The 12,179-nt window shown below is 50.4% G+C and carries 11 protein-coding genes; 5 read left to right on the top strand and 6 right to left on the bottom strand.

Annotated elements, in window-relative coordinates; genetic code table 11:
* Nucleotide 1: 1 nt before the first annotated feature.
* The 3 genes from IE054_RS00250 to IE054_RS00240 are packed head-to-tail and all read left to right on the top strand — an operon-like array spanning nucleotide 2 to nucleotide 2,504.
* Nucleotides 2-433, top strand: coding sequence for a cytochrome c-type biogenesis protein (locus IE054_RS00250; protein ID WP_189403765.1), 432 nt, complete (start codon nucleotides 2-4; stop codon nucleotides 431-433).
* A complete protein-coding gene (ccmI, locus tag IE054_RS00245) occupies nucleotides 430-1,677 on the top strand; it encodes a c-type cytochrome biogenesis protein CcmI (RefSeq protein ID WP_189403083.1) in 1,248 nt (415 codons plus the stop codon). Before IE054_RS00250 ends, ccmI begins: the two co-directional genes overlap by 4 nt.
* On the top strand, nucleotides 1,674-2,504 hold the full coding sequence (locus tag IE054_RS00240; RefSeq protein WP_189403082.1) for an MlaA family lipoprotein: 831 nt from the start codon (nucleotides 1,674-1,676) through the stop codon (nucleotides 2,502-2,504). Before ccmI ends, IE054_RS00240 begins: the two co-directional genes overlap by 4 nt.
* A 312-nt stretch (nucleotides 2,505-2,816) precedes the next feature.
* On the opposite strand, the gene IE054_RS00235 is transcribed toward IE054_RS00240, so the two are convergent.
* From IE054_RS00235 to wecA, 6 genes are all read right to left on the bottom strand, one after another.
* Nucleotides 2,817-3,980, bottom strand: coding sequence for a hypothetical protein (locus IE054_RS00235; protein ID WP_189403081.1), 1,164 nt, complete (start codon nucleotides 3,978-3,980; stop codon nucleotides 2,817-2,819).
* A gap of 336 nt (nucleotides 3,981-4,316) precedes the next feature.
* The gene (gene galU / locus IE054_RS00230) at nucleotides 4,317-5,207 is read right to left on the bottom strand and encodes a UTP--glucose-1-phosphate uridylyltransferase GalU (RefSeq protein WP_189403080.1); all 891 of its coding nucleotides are present in this window, start codon (nucleotides 5,205-5,207) and stop codon (nucleotides 4,317-4,319) included.
* The gene (locus tag IE054_RS00225) at nucleotides 5,204-6,550 is read right to left on the bottom strand and encodes a UDP-glucose dehydrogenase family protein (RefSeq protein WP_189403079.1); all 1,347 of its coding nucleotides are present in this window, start codon (nucleotides 6,548-6,550) and stop codon (nucleotides 5,204-5,206) included. Before IE054_RS00225 ends, galU begins: the two co-directional genes overlap by 4 nt.
* Before the next feature lie 109 nt (nucleotides 6,551-6,659).
* On the bottom strand, nucleotides 6,660-7,520 hold the full coding sequence (locus IE054_RS00220; RefSeq protein ID WP_189403078.1) for a glycosyltransferase family 2 protein: 861 nt from the start codon (nucleotides 7,518-7,520) through the stop codon (nucleotides 6,660-6,662).
* The gene (locus IE054_RS00215; protein ID WP_308428259.1) at nucleotides 7,517-8,416 is read right to left on the bottom strand and encodes a glycosyltransferase; all 900 of its coding nucleotides are present in this window, start codon (nucleotides 8,414-8,416) and stop codon (nucleotides 7,517-7,519) included. Before IE054_RS00215 ends, IE054_RS00220 begins: the two co-directional genes overlap by 4 nt.
* 101 nt (nucleotides 8,417-8,517) lie before the next feature.
* On the bottom strand, nucleotides 8,518-9,582 hold the full coding sequence (gene wecA / locus IE054_RS00210) for a UDP-N-acetylglucosamine--undecaprenyl-phosphate N-acetylglucosaminephosphotransferase (RefSeq protein WP_189403077.1): 1,065 nt from the start codon (nucleotides 9,580-9,582) through the stop codon (nucleotides 8,518-8,520).
* A gap of 362 nt (nucleotides 9,583-9,944) precedes the next feature.
* Here wecA and IE054_RS00205 point away from each other — a divergent pair, with 362 nt between their 5' ends.
* Nucleotides 9,945-10,316, top strand: coding sequence for a hypothetical protein (locus IE054_RS00205; RefSeq protein WP_189403076.1), 372 nt, complete (start codon nucleotides 9,945-9,947; stop codon nucleotides 10,314-10,316).
* A gap of 3 nt (nucleotides 10,317-10,319) precedes the next feature.
* The gene (locus IE054_RS00200) at nucleotides 10,320-12,140 is read left to right on the top strand and encodes a polysaccharide biosynthesis/export family protein (RefSeq protein WP_189403075.1); all 1,821 of its coding nucleotides are present in this window, start codon (nucleotides 10,320-10,322) and stop codon (nucleotides 12,138-12,140) included.
* Nucleotides 12,141-12,179: the final 39 nt, after the last annotated feature.

Below are 12,179 nucleotides of genomic sequence, written 5' to 3'. Positions count from 1 at the left end.
GATGCTGTTGGCGTTACTGCTCAGTTCGCACGTGACCGCCAGCGAAGACAATTACGCTTTTGACGACCCCAACACCCGTGCGCAGTTTCTTCGCTTAACAGAAGAGTTGCGGTGCCCGATGTGTCAGAACCAGAACATTGCTGACAGCAACGCCATGATTGCCCACGATATGCGTCGCAAAGTGTACGCACTGCTTAAAGAGGGCAAATCTGAGCAACAGGTGATCGACTACATGAAGGCCCGCTATGGTGATTTCGTCCATTACCAGCCACCGGTTACTGCGGCCACGCTGTGGCTGTGGGCTATCCCTTTCGCGTTTATTGTGGTGGCGATGAGTGTGGTGCTGATTCGACGCCGCACAACAGTGGATGACGACAATATAGAAGAAAAGCTTGCGAAAGCCGACGCCATGCTGAAACAGGAGAAAGAATGAGCTGGGCTGTATTTTACCTGATTGTCTCGGCGTTACTGACACTGGTACTGGTGTTAATTGCAGCGCCCTGGTTTATCCGTCGTCAGCACGCAAAAGCAGACTACTTAAGTAACACGCAAATTATTCGTCAGCGTCTGTCTGAGCTTGAGCGCGAATACAGCGAAGGGCTTATTTCTGACGCTGACAAAGCGCAGGCCGAGCAGGAACTGAAACTGGCGCTGGTCGATGAGTCTGCGTTTGTCAGCGAGCGCCGCAAAGGTGCTCGCGGGCCACTAATTACGGGGGCCGTGTTGGCTATCGCTGCCGGCGTAGCGGTGTATGCCAGCGTCAGTCATTTACCGCAACTGAAACGTGCACAGGACGCTATTGATAATTTGCCCACGCTCAGTGAACGGCTTGCGCGCGGCGATATGGCCAGCTTCACCCAGCAGGATGTGGCAGATCTGACCCTGGCGATCCGTCAGCGCCTGCGTCAGCAGCCTGAGGATGACCGCGGCTGGATGTATCTGGGTCGTCTGATGATGTCGCTGGGGCAGGATGCGCAGGCACTGGACGCCATCGAACGCGCCGTGAAACTTGCCCCGCAGAGCCGGGAAAACCGTATTACACTGGCACAGATGCTGATGTCTTCCGGTGAGGCCGCGCAACTCACGCGTGCTCAGTCGATACTTGCCGATTCACTGAAACAAACACCACAAAATGATAATCTGGCGCTGATGATGGCCGTTGTGTCTGCACAACTGGGCGATTTGGCGACCACACAACAGTATTTCGGACAAGTAAAAGACAAGTTACCCGCAGACGGCACCGTCGCTAACAATCTCAGAAACCGGATTGCCACGCTGACCGCAAGAGCGCAGGGTGCGCCGACCCCCGACTCTGGAGAAGCAGCCACCGGATTTTCCATTACCGTTACCGCGGGTGACAAGGCCCGTGATGCTATGCCCGACACAGGCTACCTGATTGTCTTTGCACAGGATGCAGACAGTGACAACCGGATGCCCGCTGCAGTGATCAAAATTCCACTGCCAGACCTACCCAGTACGGTACAATTGAGTACAGATAATGCAATGATGCCGCAATATACATTGCAGGAGCTGAAAAATGTCCGCATTGTCGCCAGAGTGTCGCTGGATGGCGACGTTGCTGCTGCCGAAGGCGAGTGGCAGGGAGAAGTAACTGAACAAGTGCGCCCCGGCGAAATGCCTGCACTGACTATCACGATTAACGAGGAACTGCTGTGAGTTCAACATCCAAGCTTATCGCTTTTTTTATTTTTTTCAGTAGCGTTGGCCTGACCGGCTGTGCCAGTCAGCAGGCAGGCCAGCAGGCCGAGGCAGAAGCACAGGCCAGCCAGAGCGATAACCGTGACCCGCTGGAGCCGGTGAACCGGGTAATGTGGGATCTTAACTGGGAGGTCATCGATGCATATATACTGCGGCCTGTAACGGTTGCCTATGTAACCGTAATGCCTGACTTCGCTCGCACCGGCCTGCTCAACGCCGCCCAGAATCTGGCCGAGCCCGCCAATATGCTCAACAACTTTTTCCAGGGTAAAGCCGACGAGGGCATGGACAGCCTCGCCCGTTTCACGCTGAACTCCACGGTAGGGTTACTTGGCACCATTGATGTGGCTAAGAAAATAGGCATTGCACGTCAGGAAGAAGAGTTTGGGGAAACATTGGGCACCTGGGGTGTAGAGACCGGGCCATTTTTGATGTTTCCCTTCTTAGGGCCCAACGACCCACGTAGTTTCGGCGGTGAAGTTGTCGATGGCACTGTATGGCCCATGGCGATTATCAACAGTAATTTCGCGATCGCCCGCTATGTCGTGTCAGCGCTGGAGTCACGCGCTGCGCTTATCGATCAGGAACAGCAAATTGAACAGGCGGTCGATGATTACGCCTTTGTTAAAAATGCCTACTTTGAGAACCTGAAGTTCAGAGTCACCGATGGTAAAAGTGGTGACAAAGAATTAGAAGACGAGCAACTTGATGACTTTGCCGAATTTGAGTCCATGCTAAATGAGATGGAATCCGGTGAATACGACGAGGCCGACCAGCCGCAATAAGCGGGCTGCAGTGAGGTTAGCGTCAGTTCCGGCGCTGACCATGCGTGGTAATTAAAGACCCGGTTCCCATCTGGAAGAGCGCTTCATTTTGCTGCCTTATGTGAAGCGCTGTTGCCGACGTAACATGAGGTTTTGTAGAAAGAACGAAGCCTGTTACCAGCAGCTATCTTGTAGTTTTGTAACATGGTACTATAATTTTATACAGGGTATGTTTACCCTGCTTTTCACTTTTTTAATTTTTTCATATTTAAGGCTTTCTATTTTAATGCGTACTATGTCAACAGCAGATCCCATTAAGCCCCCTATCGTTTTCTAGGGGTCTGTATACATTCCAAGATCAGCCCATTTTTGTCTGGTTGCGTTATACCAGTCTCTTTCGTCTAACGCTAATGCACGCGCTAACACAGCGTGGATGTCTGCTATTAACGTTTCTTTCAGAGCCGGTGTTCGATGAACAAAGTCTGCATCAACAAAGTACTTGGCGTGAATTAAACTCTCTTTCAGGTGATGCCAGGCTTTGTTAATCCGGGCATTGGTTTTATTAGCCTTATCCAGCTTTTCTGTTGCAGCCTTAAGCCGACTGATTAGTTGTGCGCGCGATGGTTTAAGCTCATTTGTAGAGAAAAAGCACTTGTCCTGAAGTCGTTCAGCATAATAAAAACACAGGTTACAATAGGCATACACATCCAGTAACTCATAATAGGTATAACTCATATCCTGCTGATGATCGCCGTTGTCGAACTGCTCGTTTATAACCGCTGCAGAATCAATAGCCATTTCACTTAGCGAAATGGCGATGTCCATAAAAGCATAATTTTGCCAGGCGTCGGTATCGTATTTGTCCCCCTTGTTGTCACCCGGCTTGCGCTTATTTTTTGTGTGCTCAGCACAGCGTTTATATGTGTTGTAGGCGTGATAAGCCTGATTGGCAAAAGACTGGAGTTGTTTACCCGTTGCCTCAATGTTGGCGCGCGCCACAAGGCCTTTTTTCGCATCTTCAATTTGTCGATGCAGGCCTTCTTTAACACGTTTGACAGTATAGACGCCGAATAGCCCGAGGATGGTCAGCACCAGTGCTGTGATCGCCAGTGAGAAAATTCCACCATTCACAAACAGTGAAAACAGTGACAGAGATTCGGCATTTTTGTCGGCAGTACCTGCTGACTTAGTCCGGTTATCGGGCTGTGTCACCTTCACCAACACCGGCGCAGTGTAATCCTGATTCGGAGTTGGTGGTTGATTAGCATGCCGGCTATCTCTAACTTGTTCAGCCAGTCTCTTTAGCTCTGCATCGAGTTCACGGTGAGGCAGCATACTGTGCTCTAACTCCGCAAGCCTGCTCTCAAACGTACCCATTCGATAATGCAACCCGGCAAGCCCCTTTTTCTCAAGGTCTTCTTCTGCCAATGAACTGGCGCCAAAAGCGAGCGCGCACAGGCCATATAACAACAAAACGCACACGATGCGAGTCAACACAATTTGCTCCCTGCGAGTGATTTACTATTCGAACAATAAGAGTAGCCGAAACGAGCCTGATTCACCCGGACAGGTTAATAATATGAGGAGTCAGAACACAAAACATTCAGACTTCAATGAGAATGGAGGCAAAGAACTGAAAATTTTCAGCTCGTGAGGATTTTGCTGCACATATGGCACGTTTAGCCAGAAGAAGCCACATGCTACATATACAGATTAAAAAATCCGATATCAGTGACTGATATCGGATTTTCGCTATTATCGTAACGCCCGGATCGTCGATGACTTAATGCATGCAATAAATCCGCAAGATCCTATACGTTGTTTATCCCGCTTTTACGAAAGGCTTTTCAGATAAGCCTTAAATTCTTTACCCAGTTGAGGGTGGCGCATTGCGTATTCGACGTTCGCTTTCATAAAGCCCAGTTTGCTGCCGCAGTCGTGGCTTTTGCCTTTCATATAGTAGGCATCTACCTGCTCGATGTTCATCAGTGAATCAATGGCATCGGTCAGTTGCACTTCACCACCGGCCCCTGGCGGGGTGCTTTCAAGCAGATCCCAGATAGCCTGAGACAATACGTAGCGCCCGACAATCGCCAGATCTGACGGGGCTTCTTTCAGTTCCGGCTTTTCAACCATTTTGTGTATTTTGGCAGACTCACCCGGCTTTATCTCAGCACCATCAAGATCAGCAATACCGAATTTACTGATTTGCTCCTTGGGCACCTGTTCCACCATCACCTGGCTGACCTGGCTGGTGTTAAACTTGGCGACCATGTCTGCCAGGTTATCCTTCGCCGGGTTGCTCGCGGCGTCATCAATAATGACATCGGGCAGCACCACGGCAAACGGCGCTTCACCGACCAGAGGACGTGCACACAAAATAGCGTGCCCCAGCCCCTTGGCCATGCCCTGACGCACATGCATGATGGTCACATCTTTCGGGCAAATCGACTGCACTTCTTCAAGCAACTGTCGCTTCACCCGGGCCTCCAGGGTCGCTTCCAGCTCAAATGAGGTGTCAAAGTGATTCTCTATGCTGTTTTTACTGGCATGGGTGACCAGAATTATTTCTTTTACGCCCGCCGCAACGCACTCACTCACCACGTACTGTATCAGTGGCTTGTCGACCACTGGCAACATTTCTTTGGGGATCGCTTTTGTTGCGGGAAGCATCCGTGTGCCAAGTCCGGCAACGGGTATAACGGCTTTCTTAACCTGACTCATAGTTTGTGTCCTTGTACTGATAATCCACGGCCAATGGCGTAATAAAGCAAACCATATTCCAACATTCTGTCGGGCTCGTAAAGATTACGTCCGTCGAATACTAATGGTTCGCTCAGTTTTTCTTTAATTAACGGAAAATCCGGTGCCCGAAAGACTTGCCACTCGGTACAAATAACTAAGAAGTCGGCACCATCCAGTGCGGCCTCCTTTGTCCCCATCAGTTTTAAATCGCTGCGGGAGCCGTAAATGCGCTGCGCTTCATCCATCGCCTGAGGATCATAAGCCTGTACCGTCGCCCCGGCCTGCCACAACTGTTCCATCAACACCCGGCTGGATGCTTCGCGCATATCATCAGTATTGGGCTTGAAGGCCAGCCCCCATAAGGCCACCTTTTTACCCGCCAGGTGTCCGTTAAAGTGGCGATAGATGTAGTCAAACAGCTTCATTTTTTGTTCTTTGTTCACCGCTTCCACCGACTCCAGGATCCTCGCGGGGTATCCCACCGCATGTGCACTACGAATAAGCGCCTGCACATCTTTGGGGAAACAGGAGCCTCCGTAACCGCATCCCGGATAGATAAACTGATAGCCAATTCTGGGATCAGAGCCAATGCCACGGCGCACATGTTCGACGTCTGCACCAAAATACTCCGCCAGGTTTGCCATCTCATTCATAAAGCTGATTTTGGTTGCCAGCATACAGTTTGCAGCATACTTGGTGAGTTCAGCACTACGTATATCCATAACAATCACTTTGTCGTGGTTACGGTTAAACGGCGCGTACAACTCCCGTAGCTTGCTCTCAGCCTTTGTCGAATCTGTTCCAATGATAATGCGATCTGGGCGCATGCAGTCGCCGACGGCGGCACCTTCTTTAAGAAACTCAGGGTTCGATACCACGTCGAAATCCGTCGGCTTACCTAACTCATCGAGTACTTCACGTAGCTTAAGCCTGACTTTGTCTGCAGTACCAACGGGTACGGTCGATTTGGTGATAATGATTTTGGGCGTCTGCATATGAGTCGCGATCGCCGTGGCAACCGACAGCACATGAGAAAGATCAGCAGCGCCATCCTCGTCAGGCGGCGTACCAACGGCAATAATGATCAGATCACCGTGTTCGACACCATGGCGTGGCTGTGTAGAAAAAACCAGCCGGCCCGCGTCGTAATTTGACGTCACCAGTGGCGTCAGCCCCGGTTCAAAGATAGGAATGATGCCATTTTTCAGGTCATCAATTTTGTTCTCATCAACATCAACGCACACCACATCGTGACCAACCTCCGCAAACACGGCGGCCTGAACCAACCCTACATAGCCAACGCCAAATACTGTAACTTTCACATTTATCCCTTTTTCTTCGCGCCATCAATTGAACAGTCACTGCCCTGCGACGGCAGTCTCTGTCACCAGACACTTAGCCTAGCAACAAACCGTGACCGGATTTTGACACTTAGTCGAAGAATTTACCCGCCTTTCGCTTTAGTCCGTCTTTCACGCCTGTCATCAGATAGCGCCCTCGTTTTCGTCCTTCCGGAAAGTACCAGCGATTGACCAGGTAGCGAATCGGCAGCGCAACAAGATTACGCAGCTTCCAATACCTCGGCACATAACTTCGCCGAACCAGCAGTAAGACATTACGGGCCTGATAGTAGAGCCGGATGGGGGCGCCGATTTTGAACTCTATACCCAGCAGACGTTTCCGGTCGTCGCCCTGACGGTGTGGCATTAACACATCAACAGCCTGAAATACGCGATAGCCTTTCGCTCTGGCGCGCCAGCACCACTCATGATCGACACCATCAATAAACAAGCCCTCTTCTTTCAGGCCAATCTCAGGTAACACTGACAGTGGAATCATCATACCCGACGCAATAAGCTGCGACACTTCTGACAGGCTCTCAGAAACAGGCCGGGGTGTTTGTACTTTCGCCTGTACCGGGCGGTCTGTAAATGAACAAAGTATGCTGGGGCCGAGCGCCGCGACCCGTATCTGACGTTTATTGAGTGTCTGGAAGTGGTCACTGAGGCGCGCGATCATCTGGCCATCCAAGTGGCTGTCCTGATCAAGCAGCACAGCATGGGAAAAGTGTTGCCCGCACAGGTACTTCAGCCCTTCGTTCTGCGCTTTGGCAATACCTGCATTGTCTGGGAAATGTAAATAATGGTAAGCACCTGAAAAAGCCTGCTTATGTGACGTTGGACTGTTATCAACGAGAACGGCGGGGACATTCGCCTTCTGCAGCGCCGTCAGCAGCGCATTGCAGTGAGCCAGATCGGGGTAATACAGAATAATGACAGCCGCGACGTTCAATGCTTAACAAACCTCTCCAGAAAATGTCTGTCGATGCGGTAGGCCAGTTTCACCAGTTTTGCAGGCATAACACGTAATGTCAGCACCCCACAGGCGTACACCAGGTTAAACAGTGACAGCCGACTTAACTGACGCATGGCGCGTAAACGCGCCCGAAACTCATTGACGGACTTGCTGAACCCGCGCCGTTTATAAAAATCGTTCACCCGTCTGAAATTGAGCAGTTTATCTTTCAGGTTCCGAAACACATAGCCCTGGCTCGCCAGTTCTATCCACAAAAAGTAATCCTGGGTGTTATTAAGATCGCTGTCATAGCGATATCCATCGTGAAAAACCTGATAGCGCAGCACCACAGTAGGATGATTTAGCGAGCAGCGGCGGGGCAACATATGTACAATTTGTTTGTGTGAGGCGGGCATAGTCCGCGAGCCGACCTGACGGCCCTGTTCATCAAACTCGGTCAGTGCAGTGCCCAGTACGGCTATATTTCTGTGCTTGTTAAGGTAACTGATCTGACGCTCTAGCCGGTTTTTAACTGACTCATCATCGGCGTCCATACGTGCGAAATATTCGGGAGAGAGCGTCATCCCCCATTCCAGTGCATGGTTCATTGACGCTGCCAGACCACTGTTTTTTTCGTTTTGTGCCAGTACCAGCCGGTTGTCCTGAAAAGCAAAGTCTTTTAGCTCGCTCACCATTTTCGCCGGCACTTCACCATCTAGGATGACAAAAAACACAAAGTCGGTGTAAGTCTGCGAGAGAATACTGCGCACCGCCTGACACACCCAGTCCAGCCGATCCTTATGATAGACCGCCATTGCGACCAGTGTTTCGGTATGTCTGGAGGGGAACTGATTATGTAAGATGGTGTAGTGCTTAGCCAAACGTGCCGCCAATTCGTTTTTTTCCTGGGAAGAAGCGCATACGTCGTCAGCGAGCCTGATTCTTCCGTGCTGTAAACGGATCGATGATAGCAAAAACCAAACGCCGCGTCCTTCTATTGATGCAGGCGACGTTTCATGAACCGAATGACCGTCCAGATATTCTGAATAATAAAGCTGTATATGACCAGCAACGCCATAAAGCCCCAAAACATCAGGTATTCAGGCACCGCATAAATCTCACCCATAATCCCAATGAGACAATAGCAGGCGCCGATAAACAGAATCGCAACCAGTGACTGTCGTGAAGAAAAGCCTGCGCGCATAAAGATGTTGTGCAGGTGTTTACGATCGGGTCGCAGTACCGACTGCCCCTTCCGCGCACGGCGGTACATAATCGCCGCCATATCCATAAGCGGCAGACCAATCAGCCATACTGCCGTGATAGGCCGGAACGCTGCTGTCTCACCCTGAGTATGATCAACCAGTAGCCAGACAATGGTGAGCCCGACAAACATACTGCCAGCGTCGCCCATAAAGATTTTATTGCCTTTAAAGCCCTTCCAGCTAAGGTTGAAAGCCAGAAATGGCACAATAGCAGCAACAATGATCAGCGGTTCCATAATGGCACCACCGTTGCCCGCAGCCAGCAAAAAGCCAACCACGGTCAGCAATACAATAAGGCTCATACCGCCAGCTAGACCATCAATACCGTCGATCATATTGAACGCGTTAATCACGCCAACCACACACACCACGGTAAAGAAATAGCCACCCAGTCCGAAAAACACATCGCCAAAACCAAAGATATTTCCCAGCGAGGTAATATAGTTTTGCGCGCTCCAGGCCATAATAGCTGCGACGCCGAACTGACACAGCAACCGCCCTTTAGCGCTCAACTGAAAGCGGTCATCCAGCATGCCAAGCAATACTATAAATGCCGATGCGGTAAAAAACAGCGGATTATTTTTCATCCATACGTCGGTAGCGACACTGGCTACCAGCGCCGCCATGAAAATGGCAACCCCGCCAGTCAGAGGCACAATTCCGGAATGACGTTTACGAATACTGGGCTGATCGACAAATCCAAACTGATGCGCCAAGGGAGTCATGACGATCAACAGGATCAGAGCAACGAAAAACGCTGTAAATAACGGTACGAATTGCAAATAATTTAACATTCTTCGTAAGATCCTGTGCCACTGTCCCTATAGCCGCTAAACATTCGGCTATGACGCGTTATTGTCCTGGCTACTAGATGGCTTGCTCTGGCATTTACATTAAGTGAAAAAACGGATGTGGAAGCCTGCATCATGCGCGGCCCCCAGAACGCTCAGAATAATAGTAAACATTCAAAACAGTGGCTACCCTTACACTATAAAAAACTTTCGATATTACCATTATCTGCACCTTAACTGCCCATTTTGCTCATATTTCACGCACTTCTACAAATCCATCGTATCCCGCCCGCGCTGATTTTATGTATTTTTCCAATGTTGGTGTTATCCTAGCGCCAAACTGAAATAACATATTCAAACCATCGATGATTCAACTGACACGTGCCTGTTGTTATTTGTTAGGACTTACTTCAGTCATCAGCGGCTGCACCAGTGTTCCGCAGGAAACCCATGCAGATATTCCACTGGTTCACGATTCGATTTCCTATTCTCGATCATCAGATAAAGCAAAAAACGTTCCTGATTCCGGTTCGCCTTCATCCGGAACAGTACAGATTGGTGGTCAGGCATATGTTGTGCTTGGCACCTATATCTCCGCATCGGGTAATCAGTGCCGGCGCCTCAATCAGAGCAGCGCTGCCAGTAACGTGCAGGCGCACCGTGCCTTATGTAACCGGAACGGACAGTGGCAACTGCTTGAGCCACTGGTGTCTTCTCCTGACAAGCAGGATTGGTAACCCATGAAACAACGCATATTCTGTCGCCTTCTGGCTACACTTTTCATGCTGCTGCCGATGATAAGTGCCGCTCAGAGTTTAGAGCAATTGCAGCAACTTCGTGACGGGCAGCAACAGCAATCTACGTCAAACAGCGGTACTTCTGCCATTGGCGCTGTGTCGCCGCTGTCGGTCAACACACAGCGAACATTGCCTGGTGGCGGTAGTGGGCTCCCAGAGACCGGCCAGTATGTCACACAACCCCGCAACGGGCAGCCACTTCCCGGTGAGCCAACCTTTGAAACTGTTTTTCCGCAACAGGATCCCATGGATAATCCGCCCTTCGCGGCTAATCTGTTTATTGGGGGGTTTGAATCGGAACGCAGCACAGGTCTGAATGACAATTACCTGGTTGCGCCGGGTGATAAAATTTCTATCTGGTTATGGGGAGCCGTGAATTTTGCTGATGTGGTAACGGTGGATAATCAGGGCAATATTTTCATCCCCAATATCGGCCCCGTACGCGTAGCGAATACGCCAGCAGGCTCAGTCAATCAAACCGTCACCCGTCATATTCGTCAGGTGTATACCAACGATGTCAGCATCTACGTTAATCTGCTGACATCCACACCGGTATCGGTTTTTGTTTCAGGGCCGGTGCTGCGTCCGGGTCAGTATGCGGGACAAGCCTCAGACAGTGTGCTGTATTATCTTAAACGAGCGGGGGGTATTGATTTTACCCGTGGCAGCTTTCGACAGATAGAGGTTATCCGCGATGATAAAGTCATCGCCTCCGCCGATTTATATCAGTTTGTGCGGGATGGAGAATTGCCTGAAGTCGCGTTTAAAGACGGCGACGTAATTCTGGTTCATCCTATCGGCAATACCATTGTGGTCGAAACCGGAGCACGAAACAGTTTTACTTTTGAGTTTTCCGATGAGGAGTTACAGGGTAAGACGGTTAACTACTTTGCCAGACCCGGCGAATTTATCAGCCATGTTTCCGTAGCGGGAATCCGAAATCGTACCCAGTACGCCCGCTACCTTACCGTTGATGACTTTGAGTCACTGGCGTTACGTCCTGGCGACACGGTCGAATACGTCGATGACCATGAACCACAAATATACCGCATCAACATTGCAGGCGCGCACGCCGGTGCATCGCAAATTATGGTCGACAAAGGAACACGATTACTGGATGTGCTTGACCATATCGCAGTCGACCCCAAACTTGCTGATACCAGTAATGTGTATCTGCGTCGCGAGAGTGTTGCACAAAAGCAAAAAGAGATCATTGAACAGTCACTACAGCGTCTCGAACGCAGTGTATTTACAGCGCCAATCAGCTCCAGCGGTGAGGGCACGATCCGGGCGCAAGAAGCCCAGTTGGTGACTGACTTTGTTGCCAGGGCCAGAGAAATTGAGCCACTGGGACGTGTGGTTGTTTCGGAAAACGGCAATATTGCGAACATTCTGCTCGAGCCGAATGACACTGTGGTGATCCCGGAAGTGTCTGATCTGGTGCATGTCGGCGGAGAAGTATTATTGCCACAGTCTGTGGTGTTTAACCCGGACGCCACAACCGAAGACTACGTGGCCTGGGCCGGCGGCTTTACACAGCGCGCCGATGACGAGCGCATCCTCATCATCCGCAAGAACGGCAATGTCGAGTTTGATAGCATCGATAAAGGAAACTGGCTGTCTGACAGCCACTCAGCGAACCTTGAGGCCGGCGATCAGGTCGTCGTCATGCCCGCCATCGACACTAAGACCCTGCAGGCAGTGAAAGATATAACACAAATCATCTATCAGATTGCCGTTGCGGCCAACGTCGCTATTGATTAACCCATTATGGTAACGGTTAAACAGCAACTTTATGCATGG

Origin of the sequence: Alteromonas halophila (assembly GCF_014651815.1) — a bacterium.
GTDB classification, from domain to species: domain Bacteria; phylum Pseudomonadota; class Gammaproteobacteria; order Enterobacterales; family Alteromonadaceae; genus Alteromonas; species Alteromonas halophila.
This window is presented reverse-complemented; position numbering and strand designations above follow the sequence as displayed.